General features: G+C 57.9%; 20 protein-coding genes and 1 tRNA gene. 12 read left to right on the top strand and 9 right to left on the bottom strand.

The window, feature by feature from the left end; translation table 11 throughout:
• Positions 1 to 140 precede the first annotated feature (140 nt).
• Genes N8H71_RS25585 through N8H71_RS25575 form a run of 3 tightly spaced genes read left to right on the top strand, consistent with a single transcriptional unit; the run spans position 141 to position 3,319 of the window.
• Entirely contained in the window at positions 141 to 1,550 is a 1,410-nt protein-coding gene (locus N8H71_RS25585; protein ID WP_085690507.1) for a circularly permuted type 2 ATP-grasp protein, read from the top strand.
• Positions 1,551 to 1,562: 12 nt separating this feature from the next.
• On the top strand, positions 1,563 to 2,513 hold the full coding sequence (locus N8H71_RS25580; protein ID WP_007959974.1) for an alpha-E domain-containing protein: 951 nt from the start codon (positions 1,563 to 1,565) through the stop codon (positions 2,511 to 2,513).
• Positions 2,510 to 3,319 (top strand): transglutaminase family protein, encoded by an 810-nt coding sequence (locus N8H71_RS25575; protein WP_007959971.1) that lies wholly within the window; start codon positions 2,510 to 2,512, stop codon positions 3,317 to 3,319. Before N8H71_RS25580 ends, N8H71_RS25575 begins: the two co-directional genes overlap by 4 nt.
• Before the next feature lie 144 nt (positions 3,320 to 3,463).
• Here the strand turns inward: N8H71_RS25575 and N8H71_RS25570 are convergent, their stop codons facing one another.
• Positions 3,464 to 4,243: a c-type cytochrome gene (locus N8H71_RS25570; protein ID WP_262196169.1), complete on the bottom strand. Its 780-nt coding sequence runs from the start codon at positions 4,241 to 4,243 to the stop codon at positions 3,464 to 3,466.
• Between the two features lie 624 nt (positions 4,244 to 4,867).
• Between N8H71_RS25570 and N8H71_RS25565 the strand changes: the two genes are divergently transcribed.
• The 3 genes from N8H71_RS25565 to N8H71_RS25555 all read left to right on the top strand — a co-directional run bounded on the left by N8H71_RS25565 (position 4,868) and on the right by N8H71_RS25555 (position 9,054).
• The gene (locus N8H71_RS25565) at positions 4,868 to 6,073 is read left to right on the top strand and encodes an acetyl-CoA C-acetyltransferase (protein WP_127797387.1); all 1,206 of its coding nucleotides are present in this window, start codon (positions 4,868 to 4,870) and stop codon (positions 6,071 to 6,073) included.
• A 17-nt stretch (positions 6,074 to 6,090) separates the two neighbouring features.
• Positions 6,091 to 8,235, top strand: a complete 2,145-nt coding sequence (locus N8H71_RS25560; RefSeq protein ID WP_262196135.1) for a 3-hydroxyacyl-CoA dehydrogenase NAD-binding domain-containing protein — start codon at positions 6,091 to 6,093, stop codon at positions 8,233 to 8,235.
• Positions 8,236 to 8,331: 96 nt separating this feature from the next.
• A complete protein-coding gene (locus tag N8H71_RS25555) occupies positions 8,332 to 9,054 on the top strand; it encodes an amidotransferase (protein ID WP_262196134.1) in 723 nt (240 codons plus the stop codon).
• A 42-nt stretch (positions 9,055 to 9,096) separates the two neighbouring features.
• Here the strand turns inward: N8H71_RS25555 and N8H71_RS25550 are convergent, their stop codons facing one another.
• The 3 genes from N8H71_RS25550 to N8H71_RS25540 all read right to left on the bottom strand — a co-directional run bounded on the left by N8H71_RS25550 (position 9,097) and on the right by N8H71_RS25540 (position 11,831).
• Positions 9,097 to 10,068 (bottom strand): magnesium and cobalt transport protein CorA, encoded by a 972-nt coding sequence (locus N8H71_RS25550; RefSeq protein WP_011333223.1) that lies wholly within the window; start codon positions 10,066 to 10,068, stop codon positions 9,097 to 9,099.
• A gap of 134 nt (positions 10,069 to 10,202) precedes the next feature.
• A complete protein-coding gene (locus N8H71_RS25545) occupies positions 10,203 to 10,925 on the bottom strand; it encodes a 1-acylglycerol-3-phosphate O-acyltransferase (protein ID WP_262196133.1) in 723 nt (240 codons plus the stop codon).
• A gap of 216 nt (positions 10,926 to 11,141) precedes the next feature.
• The gene (locus N8H71_RS25540; protein WP_011333225.1) at positions 11,142 to 11,831 is read right to left on the bottom strand and encodes a crotonase/enoyl-CoA hydratase family protein; all 690 of its coding nucleotides are present in this window, start codon (positions 11,829 to 11,831) and stop codon (positions 11,142 to 11,144) included.
• 297 nt (positions 11,832 to 12,128) lie between these two features.
• Between N8H71_RS25540 and N8H71_RS25535 the strand changes: the two genes are divergently transcribed.
• A tRNA-Ser gene (locus tag N8H71_RS25535) sits at positions 12,129 to 12,218 on the top strand.
• A gap of 153 nt (positions 12,219 to 12,371) precedes the next feature.
• The gene (locus tag N8H71_RS25530; protein WP_064594651.1) at positions 12,372 to 12,692 is read left to right on the top strand and encodes a YbjQ family protein; all 321 of its coding nucleotides are present in this window, start codon (positions 12,372 to 12,374) and stop codon (positions 12,690 to 12,692) included.
• 42 nt (positions 12,693 to 12,734) lie between these two features.
• Here the strand turns inward: N8H71_RS25530 and N8H71_RS25525 are convergent, their stop codons facing one another.
• Complete coding sequence (locus N8H71_RS25525) at positions 12,735 to 13,013, bottom strand: hypothetical protein (RefSeq protein ID WP_262196132.1); 279 nt, start codon at positions 13,011 to 13,013, stop codon at positions 12,735 to 12,737.
• Between the two features lie 241 nt (positions 13,014 to 13,254).
• On the opposite strand from N8H71_RS25525, the gene N8H71_RS25520 reads away from it, so the two are divergent.
• From N8H71_RS25520 to N8H71_RS25505, 4 genes are all read left to right on the top strand, one after another.
• Complete coding sequence (locus tag N8H71_RS25520) at positions 13,255 to 13,443, top strand: hypothetical protein (protein ID WP_085690513.1); 189 nt, start codon at positions 13,255 to 13,257, stop codon at positions 13,441 to 13,443.
• A 310-nt stretch (positions 13,444 to 13,753) separates the two neighbouring features.
• Positions 13,754 to 14,122: a glycine zipper domain-containing protein gene (locus N8H71_RS25515; RefSeq protein ID WP_039769955.1), complete on the top strand. Its 369-nt coding sequence runs from the start codon at positions 13,754 to 13,756 to the stop codon at positions 14,120 to 14,122.
• Positions 14,123 to 14,259: 137 nt separating this feature from the next.
• Positions 14,260 to 14,688 carry a glycine zipper domain-containing protein gene (locus N8H71_RS25510; protein ID WP_262196131.1) on the top strand — a complete coding sequence of 143 codons (429 nt, stop codon included), beginning with the start codon at positions 14,260 to 14,262 and terminating at the stop codon, positions 14,686 to 14,688.
• A 123-nt stretch (positions 14,689 to 14,811) separates the two neighbouring features.
• Complete coding sequence (locus N8H71_RS25505) at positions 14,812 to 14,970, top strand: hypothetical protein (RefSeq protein WP_262196130.1); 159 nt, start codon at positions 14,812 to 14,814, stop codon at positions 14,968 to 14,970.
• Between the two features lie 189 nt (positions 14,971 to 15,159).
• Here N8H71_RS25505 and N8H71_RS25500 read toward each other — a convergent pair whose 3' ends face one another.
• The 4 genes from N8H71_RS25500 to N8H71_RS25485 form a co-directional block, all read right to left on the bottom strand.
• A complete protein-coding gene (locus N8H71_RS25500; RefSeq protein WP_262196129.1) occupies positions 15,160 to 15,564 on the bottom strand; it encodes an immunity 50 family protein in 405 nt (134 codons plus the stop codon).
• 127 nt (positions 15,565 to 15,691) lie between these two features.
• On the bottom strand, positions 15,692 to 16,120 hold the full coding sequence (locus tag N8H71_RS25495; protein ID WP_262196128.1) for a DUF6896 domain-containing protein: 429 nt from the start codon (positions 16,118 to 16,120) through the stop codon (positions 15,692 to 15,694).
• Positions 16,121 to 16,185: 65 nt separating this feature from the next.
• Positions 16,186 to 16,578, bottom strand: a complete 393-nt coding sequence (locus N8H71_RS25490; protein ID WP_262196127.1) for a hypothetical protein — start codon at positions 16,576 to 16,578, stop codon at positions 16,186 to 16,188.
• Positions 16,575 to 17,309 (bottom strand): RHS repeat-associated core domain-containing protein (locus tag N8H71_RS25485; protein ID WP_279309718.1); only part of this gene is annotated, 735 nt, incomplete at its 5' end. The genes N8H71_RS25490 and N8H71_RS25485, both read right to left, overlap by 4 nt.

Raw genomic sequence — 17,309 nt, 5'->3', positions numbered from 1 at the left:
CGATCAGGTTGGGGCAATTGCCGCACAGGAATGGTGCGGGGTTTGTGGCGTGAATATCCAACCGATTGAAATCAAAGCGTTTATGCCGATGGCACGGGCCTTGCGAAGGCCCGTATGTCCGGAGTGACAAGGAGTACGGCATGATCCGCACCTATTTTGATGAAATGTACGATGCCGGCGGCCAGGTCCGCCCGCATTACCGGGAGTTTGCCCGCTGGCTGGCCGAGACACCTGACGAGCTGCTGGCCCAGCGGCGACGCGAAGCCGATCTGCTGTTCCACCGGGCCGGGATCACCTTCACGCTCTACGGGGACGAGCAGGGTACCGAGCGCCTGATTCCTTTCGACACCATCCCGCGCAGCATTCCCGCCAGCGAGTGGCGGATCGTCGAGCGCGGCTGCATCCAGCGGGTCAAGGCGTTGAACATGTTCCTCGCCGACCTCTACCACGAGCAACGCATCATCAAGGCCGGGATCATTCCCGCCGAGCAGGTGCTGGCCAACGAGCAATACCAGTTGGCGATGCAAGGGCTGGATCTGCACCGCGATATCTATTCGCACATCTCTGGTGTCGATCTGGTGCGCGACGGCGACGGCACGTATTACGTGCTCGAGGACAACCTGCGCACACCGAGCGGCGTGAGCTACATGCTCGAAGACCGCAAGATGATGATGCGCCTGTTCCCCGAACTGTTCGCGGCCCAGCGCATTGCCCCGATCGACCATTACCCGAACCTGCTGCTCGACACGCTGAAAAGCTCAAGCCCGATCGACGACCCGAGTGTGGTGGTGCTGACACCGGGACGGTTCAACAGCGCGTTTTTCGAGCATGCGTTTCTCGCCCGGGAAATGGGCGTGGAGCTGGTGGAGGGCGCGGATCTGTTCGTGCGTGACGACAAGGTCTTCATGCGCACCACCGACGGCCCGAAAGCGGTGGACGTGATCTACCGCCGGCTCGACGACGCGTTCCTCGATCCGTTGGCGTTTCGTCCGGATTCGATGCTGGGCGTGCCGGGGCTGCTGTCGTCGTATCGCTCCGGCAACGTGGTGCTGGCCAATGCCATCGGTACCGGCGTGGCTGACGACAAATCGGTGTATCCGTTTGTCACCGAGATGATCCGTTTCTACCTCGACGAAGAGCCGATCCTGAAGAACGTCCCGACCTGGCAATGCCGCAATCCGTCTGAACTTTCCCATGTACTGGCCAATCTCCCGGATCTGGTGGTCAAGGAAACCCAGGGCTCCGGCGGTTACGGAATGCTTGTGGGGCCGGCGGCGACGACCGCGGAAATCGATGCGTTCCGCGAGCGGATCAAGGCCAAGCCCCACGCGTACATCGCACAACCGACGCTGTCGCTGTCGACCTGTCCGACCTTTGTCGAAAACGGCATTGCGCCGCGCCATATCGACCTGCGTCCGTTCGTATTGTCCGGCCGCGAAACCCGGGTCGTGCCCGGCGGTTTGACCCGTGTCGCCCTGCGTGAAGGCTCTCTGGTGGTGAATTCATCCCAGGGCGGCGGAACCAAGGACACCTGGGTGGTCGAGGATTGAAGGAAGCCTGCCATGTTAAGTAGAACTGCCTCGGATCTGTACTGGATGTCGCGTTACCTGGAGCGGGCGGAAAACCTCGCACGGATGCTCGACGTCAGCTATTCGCTGTCGCTGATGCCGCAGGACGGCCGTGGCGACGGTCTGCACGAACTGGCGATGCCGCTGCTGATCACCGGCACGCTGGACGATTACCTGGAACGCCACGGCGAACTGCATGCCGAGCGCTTGCTGCACTTCTTCGCCCTCGACGCGGCCAACCCGGCGAGCATCTACAGCTGTCTCGGTGCGGCGCGGGCCAGCGCCCATGCCGTGCGCGGGCGAATCACCGCGGACATGTGGGAGAACATCAACGCCACCTGGCTGGAGATTCGCGGGATCGCCAATCAGGGCCTCAGCCGTTATGGCATGAGTCGCTTCTGCGAGTGGATCAAGGAACGTTCGCACCTGTTTCGGGGGGCGTCCTACGGCACCATCATGCGCAACGATGCGTTTCGTTTCATTCGCCTGGGTACGTTCATCGAGCGGGCGGACAACACGTTGCGCCTGCTCGATGCCCGATACGAAATGGCTGGCGATCAGGCCGAAGCGGTCAGCGACGGCACTGCCCACGCCTATTACCAGTGGAGTGCCTTGTTGCGGGCCTTGTCATCGTTCGAGGCCTACACCGAGATCTATCGCGATGCGCCGGGCGCCCGGCATGTCGCCGAACTGTTGTTGCTGCGCGCCGACGTGCCGCGTTCGCTGCGGGCCTGCACCGAGGAGATCGACCAGATTCTCGCGCAACTGCCGGGGGCCAACGGCCGTCCCGCGCAACGGCTGGCGGCGGAAATGGACGCGCGTCTGCGCTACACCGGCATTCAAGAGATTCTCGAGGAAGGGCTGCACGCCTGGCTCACCGAATTCATCCCGCTGGTGCGCCAGTTGGGCAACGCCATTCACAGTTCCTACCTGGAGGCCGCATGAGACTTTCCATCAGCCACGAGACCACCTATCACTATGAAGATCAGGTGCGCGCGAGCATCCAGTACCTGCGCCTGACACCCCACGACAGCGAGCGTCAGCATGTATTGAGCTGGCAGCTCGACCTGCCGCGCCCGGTGCGCGCACAGCTCGATCCGTTCGGCAACATCCTGCACGTGCTGACCATGGACGAACCTCACGAGGCGATCATCATCGGCGCCCGGGGGCAGGTCGATATCGACGAGCTGCGCGAGGCGGAGCACGAGAGTCAGTCGGCGTTGCCGTTCCTGCGTTTCACCCGGCTGACCGAGGCTGACGAGGCACTGCGGGCGTTTGCCGAGAAATCCTGCAAACAACGGCGTGATCGCAACGCACTGATCGACTTGATGCACGGGTTGAATCAGCACATGACTTACAAACCGGGCGCCACCGAAGTCGACACCAGCGCCGCCGAGGCTTTTGCCGGCCGGGCGGGTGTTTGCCAGGACCACGCCCACGCGTTTCTCGCCTGCGCGCGCAGCCTCGGGGTGCCATCGCGGTATGTGTCGGGCTATCTGTACAGCGAGGATTGCGAGCATCTGGCCAGTCACGCCTGGGCCGAAGCCTGGATTGATGACGCCTGGTACAGCTTTGACGTGACCAATGAGCTGGCGCGGCCGGAGCGGCACTTGAAACTGGCGGTGGGTCTGGATTATCTGGATGCCTGCCCGGTGCGTGGCATGCGCCGGGGCGGCGGGTCAGAGCAGATGCACGCGAAAGTGCTGGTGTCGCCGACACCAGCGCCAATCATCTCGGTGCAGCAGCAGTAAGATCCGGGATACCGTCTCGCTGGCAAGTCGAGTCGTCGCACCGCCGCTCCCACCGGTTATGCGCTGATGTTGACTCGGCGCTGATCCTGTGGGAGCGGGCTTGCCCGCGAAGAGGCCAGTGAGAGCACTGCAAGACTCAAGTGATCAAGGCTTAACCTTGCGCCCGGCCATGTGCTGCAAATACCCGATTAGCTTCTGCAGATCCGCATCCGGCAACACCTCGGCGGAAAACCCCGGCATCTTCGCCTGCGGCCATTGACGCAGACTCTGCGGATCGCGGATATAGCGCTTGAGGAAGTCCGCGCCGAAGTACTCGGTCGGGTTGTACGGAATATTCAGGTCCGGCCCGAACTGCGCATCACCCGCGCCATTCAGGCGATGGCAGGCCAGGCAGTTTTTCTGGAACAGCGCAAACCCCTGATTCACCGGGTCATCGGCTTTCAACGCAGGATCCGGCAACAGGGCAGGGAAGCGCTCGGCCACCGGCGCCATGCGCTTGATGCTCGCCACTTCGAATGGCCATTGTTCCGGGCTGATATTGCCGGCCTGCGGATCGGTCCACACCAGATAGAACGGCCCGGCGCTGTGCTTGCCTTCCGACAGCGGCGGCCAGGGCTGCGCCGGATCTTCGATGGCGAGCCAGGCGCGTGAACCTTTGCTGTTCAATAGCGGCGCGGCGGACAGCTCTGCGGCAAAACCGTCCAGCGCTACGGCTTGCAGGTGATCGTCCGGTCTGATGCCGGTCAGCAGTGCGGCCATCGGCACGGCGCGATAAGTCATGTCCTTCTTGTAGGACACATCATTCTTGACCGTGAGGGTTTGTACCTGAGGATGCTTGAGCAATTCCTCGGTCTGCCAGGTGCGGCTGTTCGCGCCCAGCTCCAGGTTCAGCTGCGCGGCAGACAGGGGCATGCTCAGCAGCATGGCCCCGAACAGAATGAGCGTTTTCAAGTGATCGCCGTCCGTGTCGTGGAAGTGCGCAAAGGTTGGCACAGCCACGCTGGCCCGGGTAGCGGGCCAGTCACATTTTCAGTGGCGATGAACAATACCTGCCGCTTGAATCAGCCGATGACCTTGGTCAGGTTCGGCAGAATCAACAACAGCGTCGTGGCGAAAAGAATGAGCCCTGCTTGCCGTACTTTCGGTTGTTTGAACATGGCTTGACCGCCTTTTTTGTTATTTCCTGATGCCTGCCTGCATATCCATGATGGCAAGCGCTGCACTTCCTGTAGCGAACGCCTGTCTCGGCAAAACCCGACGACAACGACGTACATCTTCACCTTAGGGCCCGCGTCACGCTTCGCTTAGATCCATTTCGTATGTATTTACCACCTGTCGCGATTAAAAAGGCATGAGGCCCATTGCCAGCTTCTTTGCCGCCCGTTTGCTAGACAGCTCGCGCACCTGAACCGGTTAATCAAGCCATGGATGACCGTCCGTCTGAGCGTGCGCGTCAACGTCATTGAGCGCTGTGGTCATTGAATCCATGGGCTGTGAAGACAACAGTGGCAGCACGAATTTCACTCACCGCACAGGTTCGAGGACGTCATGACCCAAGCTTTGATTTTCGACGCGTTACGCACGCCCCGTGGCAAGGGCAAGGCCGACGGTTCGCTGCACAGCGTCAAACCGGTGAATCTGGTGGCAGGGCTCTTGACCGCTTTGCAGGCACGTACGGAGCTGGACACCAGCCAGGTCGATGACGTGGTGCTCGGTTGTGTCACGCCGATTGGCGATCAGGGCTCGGACATCGCCAAGACCGCCGTGCAAGTGGCCGATTGGGACGTCAGCGTCGCGGGCGTGCAGATCAACCGTTTTTGCGCCTCCGGGCTGGAAGCGGTGAACCTGGGGGCGATGAAAGTGCGCTCCGGGTTCGAGGACCTGGTGGTGGTTGGTGGCGTCGAATCCATGTCCCGTGTACCGATGGGCAGCGACGGTGGCGCCTGGGCGCTGGACCCGCAGACCAACCTGCACAGTCACTTTACCCCTCAAGGTGTCGGCGCCGACCTGATTGCCACCCTTGAAGGCTTCAGCCGACAGGACGTCGATGCCTACGCGCTGCACTCGCAGCAGAAAGCCGCGCGCGCCCGGGCCGACGGTTCGTTCAACAAGTCGCTGGTGCCGGTGCAGGATCAGAACGGCATCATCCTGCTCGATCACGATGAGTTCATTCGCGCCGAGTCGACTCTTGAAGGCCTGGGCAAGCTCAAGCCGAGTTTCGAGATGATCGGCCAGATGGGCTTCGACGCCACGGCGCTGCGGGTCTACAGCCATGTCGAGCGCATCAATCATGTACACACGCCGGGCAACAGCTCGGGGATCGTCGATGGCGCGGCGCTGATGCTGATCGGCTCCGAGGCCAAGGGGCGCGCGTTGGGCCTGCAACCCCGGGCGCGGATTGTCGCCACGGCGGTCACCAGCACCGACCCGACCATCATGCTCACCGGCCCCGCGCCGGCCACTCGCAAGGCGTTGGCCAAGGCCGGGCTGCGGGTGGAGGACATCGACCTGTTCGAGGTCAACGAGGCGTTCGCCTCGGTGGTGCTGAAATTCATCAAGGACATGGCCGTCGACCCGGACAAGGTCAACGTCAATGGCGGCTCGATCGCCATGGGCCACCCGCTGGGCGCCACCGGTTGCGCGATCCTCGGCACCTTGCTCGATGAACTGGAAGCCCGGCGCCTGCGTTACGGCCTCGCGACGCTGTGCGTCGGCGGCGGCATGGGCATCGCCACCATCATCGAACGCCTCTGACCCCAAGGAATCCTGTCATGACCCAAGCCATTCGTTACGAAAAAGGCCAGGACGGCATCGTCCTCCTGACCATCGACATGCCGGGCCAGAGCGCCAACACCATGAACGCGGTGTACCGCGAGGCCATGGCTGAAAGCGTCGCCCGTTTGCAGGCGGAAAAAGATGACATCGCCGGGGTGGTCATCACCTCGGCCAAGAAAACCTTCTTCGCCGGCGGCGACCTGAATGAACTGATCAAGGTCGGCAAGCCCGAAGCCAAGGCGTTCTACGACATGGTGCTGACCCTCACGGGCCAGTTGCGCACCCTGGAAACCCTCGGCAAACCGGTGGTCGCGGCGATTAACGGCGCGGCGCTCGGCGGCGGCTGGGAAATCTGCCTGGCCTGCCACCACCGCGTGGCGCTGGACGATGCGTCGGTGCAGCTCGGTTTGCCGGAAGTGACCCTCGGCCTGTTGCCGGGCGGCGGTGGCGTGGTGCGCATGGTGCGCATGCTTGGTATTGAAAAGGCCCTGCCATATTTGCTCGAAGGCAAGAAAGTCCGTCCGCAGCAGGCGTTGCAGGCGGGACTGATCGATGAGTTGGCGGCGGATCGCGATGAGCTGCTGGCCAAGGCCCGGGCCTGGATCCTGGCCAATCCTGCGGCGGTGCAGCGTTGGGACGTGAAGGGCTATCAGATTCCCGGCGGTACGCCATCCAACCCGAAAGTCGCACAGATGCTGGCGATTGCGCCGTCGATCCTGCGCACCAAAACCCAGGGTACGTTGCCGGCGCCGGAGAAGATTCTGTGCGCGGCGGTGGAGGGCGCGCAGGTGGATTTCGACACGGCGCACCTGATCGAAACCCGCTATTTCACGGAACTGACCACCGGCCAGATCTCGAAAAACCTGATCGGCACGTTCTGGTTCCAGCTCAATGAAATCAATGCCGGCGGTTCACGTCCGCAGGGTTTTGCGCCTTACGTGACGAAACGCGTGGGTGTACTCGGCGCGGGCATGATGGGCGCCGGGATCGCCTATGTCAGCGCATCGGCCGGGATCGACGTGGTGCTCAAGGACATCAACCTCGCGGCTGCGGAAAAGGGCAAGGCGCATTCGGCAGCATTGCTGGACAAGAAAGTTGCTCGCGGGCAGATGACTGCACAGCAGCGTGAAACGGTTTTGGCGCGTATCCAGCCGACCGAAAGCGATACCGATCTGGCAGGCTGCGATCTGATCATCGAGGCGGTGTTCGAGGATCGTGATCTCAAGGCCAAAGTCTCAGCAGCAGCGCAACAGGTAGTCGGCGCCGACGCTGTGATTGCTTCCAACACGTCGACCTTGCCCATCACTGGCTTGGCGACCGCAGTGCCGCATCAAAGCAAGTTCATTGGCCTGCACTTCTTCAGCCCGGTGGAAAAGATGCCGCTGGTGGAAATCATCAAAGGCGCGCAAACCAGCGAAGAAACCCTCGCGCGCGGGTTCGATTTCGTACTGCAAATCAAGAAAACCCCGATTGTGGTCAATGACAGTCGCGGCTTCTTCACGTCGCGGGTGTTCGGCACCTTCACCAATGAAGGCATTGCCATGCTCGGCGAGGGCGTCAGTGCGCCGATGATCGAGACCGAAGCGCGCAAGGCCGGCATGCCTGTCGGACCGCTGGCGATCTCTGACGAAGTTTCCCTCAGCCTGATGAGCCATATCCGTCAGCAAACGGCCAAAGACCTTCAAGCAGAAGGGAAACCGCTGATTGAGCACCCGGCGTTCGCCGTGATTGACTTGCTGCTCAACGAATACAAGCGGCCGGGCAAGGCAGCGGGAGGCGGTTTTTATGAGTACCCGGCGGATGGGCAGAAACATCTGTGGCCCGAACTGAAAACCCGCTTCGAGAAAGCCGACGGGCAGATTTCGCCGAAGGATGTGCGTGATCGACTGCTGTTCGTGCAGGCCATCGAAACCGTGCGTTGCGTGGAGGAGGGCGTACTGACGTCGACGGCGGACGCCAACGTCGGCTCGATTTTCGGCATCGGCTTCGCGGCCTGGACGGGCGGTGCGTTGCAGTTCATCAACCAATATGGCGTGAAGGACTTTGTCGCGCGGGCACAGTATCTGGCGGAACAGTACGGCGAACGTTTTGCACCGCCAGCGCTGCTGCTGGAGAAGGCTGCGAAAGGCGAGTTGTTCTAACGGGCTGGGGACGCATTTCGGGGCTTGCCTTGCCGGGTGGTTTCAGGGCAGGCTCTGGGTGTGTGCATTATTCCCATCACGTGTCAGGAATTTTTTATGTCGCTACGCATCTGCATTCTGGAAACCGACATCCTGCGTCCGGAACTGGTCGATGAATATCAGGGATACGGGCAGATGTTTCAGCGCCTGTTCTCGCAACAGCCCATTGCCGCCGAGTTCACGGTGTACAACGTGATGCAGGGCGAGTATCCGAGTGATGACCTGACCTTCGATGCGTACCTGGTCACCGGCAGCAAGGCCGACTCGTTCGGCACCGATCCGTGGATCCAGACCCTCAAGCAATACCTGCTGACCCGCTACGAGCGCGGCGACAAACTGCTCGGTGTTTGCTTCGGCCATCAGCTGCTGGCACTACTGCTGGGCGGCAAGAGCGAGCGCGCTACGCAGGGTTGGGGCGTCGGCATTCATAACTACAAACTGGCGGCCAAGGCGCCGTGGATGAGCCCGGTGCGCGAGGAACTGACGCTGTTGATCAGCCACCAGGATCAGGTCACGGCGCTGCCGGAGAATGCGACGGTGATTGCTTCCAGCGATTTCTGCCCGTTCGCCGCGTACCACATCAACGATCAGGTGCTGTGCTTCCAGGGGCATCCGGAATTCATCCACGACTATTCGCGGGCGCTGCTGGATCTGCGTCAGGAAGCGTTGGGTGAGCAGGTGTACAGCAAGGGCGTGGCCAGCCTGGAGCATCAGCACCACGGCACCACCGTCGCGGAATGGATGATGCGTTTCGTGGCGCACAAGCCGAACGCCGCTTGAATCCGAACGCCCTCGTGCCTTGCACGGGGGCGTTTTTTTAACTTACAGCCAGCCGGATTTCTTGAAGCTCGCCCACAGGCTCACGCAGCCGACCGTGATAAAGCCCAGCACGCCGAAATAGCCGTAATGCCAGCTCAGCTCCGGCATGTTCTGGAAGTTCATTCCGTAGATCCCGGCCACCGCCGTCGGGAACGCCAGAATCGCCGCCCATGCAGCGAATTTACGTTGCACCACGCTCTGGCGTGACGCCTCCAGCAGCACGCCGATTTCGATGGTCTGGCTGGCGATGTCGGCCAGGGTGGTCAGATCTTCCATCTGCCGGTTCACGTGTATCTGCACATCGCGAAAATACGGGCGCATGTTCTTGTCGATGAAGGGGAAGCTCAGCTTCTGCAGTTCCTCGCCGATTTCCACCATGGGCGCCGCGTAACGACGCAATCGCAGCACATCGCGGCGCAGGCCATGGAGTTTCTGGATGTCGTGCTCATTCAGTGCGCTGCACAACACGTTGCGTTCCAGTTCATCGATCTCGGCGTGGATCGCTTCGCCCACTGGCTGATAGTTTTCGATCACGAAATCCAGCAGCGCATACAGTACGAAATCTTCCCCGTGTTCCAGCAACAGTGGCCGCGCCTCACAGCGCTGGCGGACATGGGCGTAGGAGGCCGAGTGACCGTTGCGGGCGGTGATGATGTAGCCCTTGCCGGCAAAGATGTGGGTTTCGATGAACTGCAGAATCCCGTGTTCGCGCACCGGCGAGTAGGTGACGATGAACAGCGCGTCGCCAAACGTTTCCAGCTTCGGCCGGCTGTGTTTTTCCAGGGCGTCTTCGATGGCCAGTTCGTGCAGGTTGAACTGGCGTTGCAGGTTGGAGAGTTCCTGGGCGTTCGGCTCTTCGAGGCCGATCCAGACGAAGTGGCCGGTCTTGGCGGCCCAGGCCGCGCCTTCGTCGAGGGAAATATTGGTGACTTTCTTACCGGCGCTGTAAACCGCAGCAGCAACAACTCGACCCATGGTGGTGATTCACTTCTTCTTGGCAGATGGCAGGGGAGACATGGCTTCAGCTTAGCCGTGTCGCTGCTTGAGAGTCAGTGAAATCTGCACAGTTCACCGGGCAAAAGAAAACCCGCACGGGGCGGGCTTCTTTTTCACGCGGCTTGCAGCTGCCGATCCATCGCATCGATGCATTCGCGCATCTGCTCGCGGCACTGGTTGATGAGCATGGGCATGTCGTCCATGGTCAGGCCAGCGGTAGGAATTGCTGGCAGCGAGCGTATGAGAATTTTCCCGCTGTGCCAGCGGTTCAGACGCATGTGCTTGATGTAGCTGCTGACACACACCGGAACGATCGGCACCCCGGCGGCAATGGCCATCTGGAACGCGCCTTTCTTGAACGGCAGCAGTTCTTTACCCAGATTGCGGGTGCCTTCCGGGAAGACCCAGATCGAGGTGTCTTTGTGTTGCAAAGTGTCAGTGGTGGTCAGCATCGACTGGCGCGCCTTATGCGCGTTCCCACGATCGATCAACACATTGCCAGCCAGCCAGAACAGCTGTCCGAACAGCGGGACCCACTTCAGGCTCTTTTTGCCGATGCACACGGTACGACGCGGTACCACATTACCGAATACGAACAGGTCGTAGTTGGACTGATGGTTGGCGATGATCACGCAACTGTCGGGTTTGTTCATCAGAGGGCCGACATCGGCCTTCACCCGCAGACGCAAAATGCACATCGCTGGCAGTGCATAGAGGCGAGCACACAGGCGACTGTTGTCCGGATTGAACGGGCGGCACAGCCCGAGGATCACTCCGAGGATCCCCGCCAGAATAAAGTGCAGGCCCATCAATAACATACGAAACACAAACAGCATTTTCAGGCCCATCGGGACAAAAGGTGGCGCAGTGTACGGATGTGCACTGTTTTCGGCAATTGTCGCTATAGAGTCCGGAGATGGGCGATGTTTAAGCGCATGTTTCCGACTTGTTGGTCAGAGGCGTCCTAGAGCTGCTGCGGAGTTTTCAACGGGTCGCGTAAGAAAAAGCCCGACACGACGGTCGGGCTTTTCTGAAACGGTGCGAGCCGGGTATCAGCCCAGATGCTCCTGATCCTGGATGATGGCGTTGTCCAGGGTTTCCAGCAGCGCCTTGCGCACTTTCAGCTTGGTGTTCTTGTGCGCGGTCATGTTGATCTTTTTCAACTGACGCGCGGCGGCGAGGGCGGCGCCTTGCAGTTCTTCGGCCGCGACCACTTTGTCGAGGAAGCCGGCATCCACTGCGCTTTGCGGATCGAACATCTCGCCGTTGATCACCGAGCGATGGAAGGCCGAGCGACGCAGGCGATCACGGGCCAGCTCGATGCCGGCGTGGTGCATGGTCATGCCGATCTGCACTTCGTTCAGACCAATGCTGAACGGGCCGTCGACACCGATCCGGTAATCGGCGGACAGCAGAATGAATGCGCCTTTGGCCACGGCATGCCCCGGGCAAGCAACGATCACCGGGAACGGGTGCGACAGCAGGCGACGGGCGAGAGTCGAACCGGCGGTCACCAGCGACACGGCTTCTTTAGGGCCGGCGGTCATCACCTTCAAGTCGTAGCCGCCGGAGAGAATGCCCGGCTGGCCAGTAATGATCACAATGGCGCGATCCGCCACCGCCTGATCCAGCGCCGCGTTGAAGGCCGCGATCACGTCCGGGGAAATGGCGTTGACCTTGCCGTTGCTCAGGGTCAGGGTCGCGATACCGTCTTCGAGGTGGTAGGCAATCAGGTCGCTCATGGCGCAATTCCTTATAAGAAAGATGGGCAGACGTTACCCACCGTCGCCGGTCAGGTAAAGCACTGTGACTGACCCGCCGGTCACCGTTTACTGGCTGACGCGGCGCGCGGCTGACGCCTTCGCGTCTATATAGAAGGGCTGCGCTCACCGAAGATTGGCCGGATTGCCATGGCCCATCGACGGTGGTAACGACTTTTTCTCTTAACCGCATGAAAATTCTAAAAAAAAGTTTGCCATCGGAAAAGCTTTCGACTACATTAGCGCGCCTCGACAGACAGAACATGTTTGAAGAGATACGGTGAAGTGTCCGAGTGGCTTAAGGAGCACGCCTGGAAAGTGTGTATACAGGAAACTGTATCGAGAGTTCGAATCTCTCCTTCACCGCCAAATTCGATGTAAACAAAACCCCTGGTTTCGAAAGAAGCCAGGGGTTTTGTGCGTTCTGGCGTCCGGATTTTTTTGGTCACAGAGATCGGTTCGGCTTTTTTTTCCAGGGTATTACAATCGCGGTTTTATCCGGCATGTAAAAGGACGACCTCCATGATCATTTCCACCACCCAATCCATCGAAGGCCGGCAGATTACGGCGTATCTGGACATTGTCAGTGCCGAGTCGGTGCAGGGCGTGAACGTGATACGCGATATGTTCGCGGGCATGCGGGACTTTTTCGGCGGGCGTTCGCAGACACTGGAGCGGGCGTTGAAGGAGGCGCGGGTTCAGGCGACTGACGAGATCAAGGAGCGGGCGCGGGCCTTGCAGGCGGATGCGGTGGTCGGGGTGGATTTCGAGATCAGCATGCCGGCGGGGAAGGGAGGCATGGTTGTGGTGTTTGCGACTGGCACGGCGGTCAAGTTGCGCTGAGGCTTGTGAGCCCATTCGATGGAATGGGCTCTTGGCTGACAATCAGCCCTGTGGTTTGAGCAGGACAGTGCCTTTCGAATCGTAGGTCAGCGGCGTATCGATCGCGACGAGAGGCGGGGTATCGCCTGGTTGAGCGGGCTGAACCGGGTCTGGGTGGTAGATGACGCCGGGCTGCAACGGACTCGGTCCGGTTGGCTGCTTGATGACGATTTCACCTGAAGCGATCTTTTCCTTGAGTTTTTCCGCCCCGGCTTTACCGGCGGCGATCTGTTCGTCCGTGAGCTTTACAACGGGCAGTGTCGGGAATCCTTTGATTTCCATGTTCTCTCCTTGAGATTTATTGCGTAGGAAAAAGGGCAGCGGCCGGTCGCCGGGAATCTTTAGCCGCGCGGGACCAACGGTTCGTCGTTGTGTTTAATTTCCGTAGGCCATTCGTCGGGCTCAGGGCGATCTGAATCACAAGTCCAGGAATGACCGGCTAGTCTCAAAAGCCTTGGAGGTCGATATTTTTTCAGGCAAAAGGTCTTGCCGGTATCGACCCGCTTTTGAAAGGGGTGAAGAGATGACTGATCCGTACATCGAAGACGACGGGGCTGAATTTCCATTCAACAATTGCGTGCGCTGCGGCCAGACCGAGTATCAGGCGGGTTTTGGCGAAGATCCGGTGCAGACCGGCAAGATCAAGTCCACAGCACCCAAGGGGCCCAAAGCCAAATTTCTGCCCAAGGTGACGGCACGTTCCAGGAAGTAACCCGGATGCCACACAGCCCCGCCATTGAGCGGGGTTTTTTGTCTCTGTTTTTTGGGATGCGTCCTACAGAAATTGATGATTTGTCTGGTTTCTTTCACAAACTTTTCACACCCGTCTACGTAGGGTGAAGCCATCCGTTAGAAAGCAAGTCTCCAGCCCGTCTCCCCAGCGGGCTTTTTTTTGCCCGTCATAAAACCTTTTCCGTATTCGCTGTCCAATCGGCGCCAAGTACGCTGCAACGCTGGACATTGCCGCGACAACAGCATTCAATCTGCGCCCTTTTTTATTCCTTCTGTTGAGGTTTTTCGTCATGCGTTTAACTCTGCCTGCTCTGGTTCTGGGGCTTCTGGTTGCTCAAGGTGCAATGGCTGGCGACGGTACCGCCGCACTGGGCGGCGGTCTGGGCGGTGCGCTGGGTAACGTGGTTGGCCAGAAAATGGGCGGCAGCACCGGGGCAGCGATTGGTGCTGGTGTAGCGGGTGCTGCCGGCAGCGCATTGGCTGCCAAGAAAGGTGCTCGTACCAAAGCGGCCATCGGCGGCGGCGTCGGCGCGGCAGGTGGTTCGGTGATCGGTAACAGCCTGGGCGGCAAGACTGGCGCCACCATCGGTGCTGGCCTGGGCGGCGCAGCCGGCGGCGCGGTGGGCAGCAATCTGTCCAAAGGTCACAAGCGTCACTGATTGCCAACGCGTGACTGAAAAGGCCCGGCTTTATGCCGGGCCTTTTCGTTGCTGAACGTTTTTCCCTTGAACGGCTCCAATGGCACATAGCCCCCTCCGTGGGCATGCCGTCCCGATCCGGGACCTGTGAGGTCTTTATGCGCTCGACTTTAACTGCAACTGCGTTGGTTTTGGGATTGCTCATGGCTCAAGGTGCCATGGCTGCCGGCGATGGTTCTGCGGCCGTCGGTGGTGGGCTGGGCGGTGTGCTGGGTAACGTGGTTGGTGGGCAACTCGGCGGCAGCACCGGTGCGGCGGTAGGTGCTGGCGTGGGTGGTGCGGCCGGCAGCGCTGTCGGGGCGAATAAACACAATCGTACTGAAGCCGCCATTGGCGGTGGCCTCGGCGCCGCAGGCGGTTCAGTAGTCGGCAACAGCCTCGGCGGTTCCACCGGTTCGACCATCGGCGCAGGATTGGGCGGCGCGGCGGGTGGCGCGGTCGGTAATAACCTGGGTGACGATGGCGGCAAGTCGCACTCCGGGAGCGGCCACAAGCACAAGAACAAACACAAGAACCGTCATCGTTGAGTGATGGGTTCTACGGAAACCCGGCTTTATGCCGGGTTTTTTGTACCTGCGCGCCATGCGCAGGAACGAATTGCGGCCATACTTTTCGAACGTCCTATACGAATGCGATTGACGAGGTGCGCTATGACTCCCGAAACCGAAGGCAAGGAAGAAAAAGGCCCGAGCGGATTGCCGTTTATCAATGATCCGGGGAATGAAGATCCGGGGTCGTTGATGGATGATGCGACGGTTCCGCTTTTGGAGGGTGAGGAGGAGTATGAGGATTTTGATGATGATGAGTGATGGGGTGCATGCATTAATTTTCGTGCAGCAATTTTCGTCTTTTGTTCGTTTAGATTTTGGTAATCGACTTGGCTAATCTGATCTGAAATCAAATAAAGTAATCGAGTATATCTCTTGATAAAAAATCGTAAATTTCACAAGTGAAAACTTTCGCGATGGAAGTTTGAATGTCAGGTCTTCAAATTTTCATCATGTTTCATGGAAAGGAATGCTGGTTAGATAAACGGTAGGTTCGCGAAGGCTTATAAAAGCTGTCGTGAAGTGTATCGATGAGTCGTCAGAAATGGCCGAAACTCTAAATCGTGAACCAGTATTGTTGATGGTTAATCTCAGGTTTTTGTTTGTAGGTAGATTGTGTAATGCTAAATCCTCTATTTCGCTGCATGTTATACCTATGCGGCAAGCGTTAAATCCCATGGTTTCCCATTTTTTCGGAGGAGTGTCCGGGATTTCAGGTATGTCGAAACCTAAGGTGACGGTCGAGTAATTGTTGTCGATATTTAAGGTGAAAAGTTTTATTTCTCCAATGGCTATTGGTGAGCTAAAAATCATGTTGACAAAAGTACTTTCTGCTATATCGGTCCAGTGCTTCATGGTCCTTTCCTAAAAGGATAGTGCTCGTCTGTATTTTTGACTTTTCAGCTCATGGGGTGGCCGCTGGGCGCATGTCGAAATGGGGAGGTAGGGGCCTGAGTGAGCAGGCCATTTTTTGTAGTTTCGCCTAATCTATATCTCGTAGGTCAGTCAATATATAAAGATTGCTTATGGCTGACATTTTTTTGATTTTATTTAGATTTATATATTTTTTGAATTCTTTTTCAACAGTTTCTTTGTCGCAATATTTTTTATGCTTGGATGGTCTATCACAAGCAAAGTTGTATAGGCGCCAAATATCAAATCCATTAATTTCACCGTTGGGGCCATAGTCAAAATCTACGGTTTCTTTCGGTAAGTGGATGAAGCACCCGATTCCATGTAATTCATACCTGACGCCTCCAGTAATTTTCCCGCATCGCTTTATTGCCTTGGTGTGCCAAAGCCTTCGAATGTCTCGAGTGCCAAAGTACTCCTCTAGTAGTCTTGTTCCAATGTCTACTTTGGTGAGGAAGTCGGTTATCAAGTCTTCAAGTGTATTCTCGTCTTTGATCATTATCTTCTACAGTTGGTGATACAGTGGTGGCTTTAGTCGAATTTCATGTTTGAAAGTTTTTTGCTCTATGGTTTTACTGTAATCCAGTTGAAATAAAAATCGCGTTGGTCTTTTGGGTTGTTTGTCAGGTTTTTATCTTCGTAATCAAATATGAATACGACGTCATCTAGAGAGGGCGCTTTCCCGATGGTGAGTTCATAGGCTTTCAGCCCAAGCGACATCTGTGATGACATGCTTGATGGGTGGACATTGATCTGTGAGCCTTTGCAAAGAAACTGAATATTTGAGTTGTCTTCTCTTAGCTGACCGAAACATTTATAGAAATCAGTGCTTTTGTAGGTTTTTTCTTTATCGTTGGGTAGCTTTAGTGTGATGCTGATTTCGTCGTCGTTACAAACTAGATCGATATATTGTTTTGCACTATTTACTATGGCTGATATCGTAATTTTTGTGTTCATTTGTCTATTTTTCTATGAGGGTTTGGTATGGAGTAGCCGAATTCTCGACCGTCATCAATTATCAGTGTTGCTCCTAGGATATCTTCATTTTTTATATGGCCTTGTATTGCGATTTCTCCCTCCTTGTCGAATTTGTATGCGGTCCCAAGCTCCTTTTTAAGATCTAGGCCAGGCAGTTTTTTTAGCGTGTAAAGATAGCCGATTTTTGTGAAGTATCTAGTGGCAAATGCTTTTCCTACGTCTCTGGAAGGTGATGTACTTATGAAGTTGCTTGGTGGGAAGTCGCTATCAATAGAGTGTAATAGTAGGTCGTTACTGTCTCCTTTACTGGTAAAACCGTTCAGGAAAACATCTTCAGGGTCCCTACGGTCTCCTCGATACAAATACTCCTGTTTTTTCTGGGGGGCGGGAAGTTCAGGTTCCTGCTCATTGTGTTTTGATTGTTCTGTCGGATCCTTTTTAGGTGACTGTGGTTGTTTGCACTTGTCTGTGCCGGGGCATTCGCTCAACCCCAACGGATCCACCCACCCCGTCGGATTCGGCACGTACCGGTACTGGTTCAGCCCGCCCGCCAACTTCACCGGATCCGGCGTCAGATACCGTCCCACCTCCGGGTCGTAGTACCGGTGCCGGTTGTAATGCAGCCCGCTTTCATCATCGAAGTACTGCCCCTGAAAGCGCAGCGGCTGGTTCAGGTAGTCCTCGGTCGCCAGTTCCAGCGAGGTAACCTT

The organism is Pseudomonas koreensis (genome assembly GCF_025447595.1).
GTDB classification, from domain to species: domain Bacteria; phylum Pseudomonadota; class Gammaproteobacteria; order Pseudomonadales; family Pseudomonadaceae; genus Aquipseudomonas; species Aquipseudomonas koreensis_H.
This window is presented reverse-complemented; position numbering and strand designations above follow the sequence as displayed.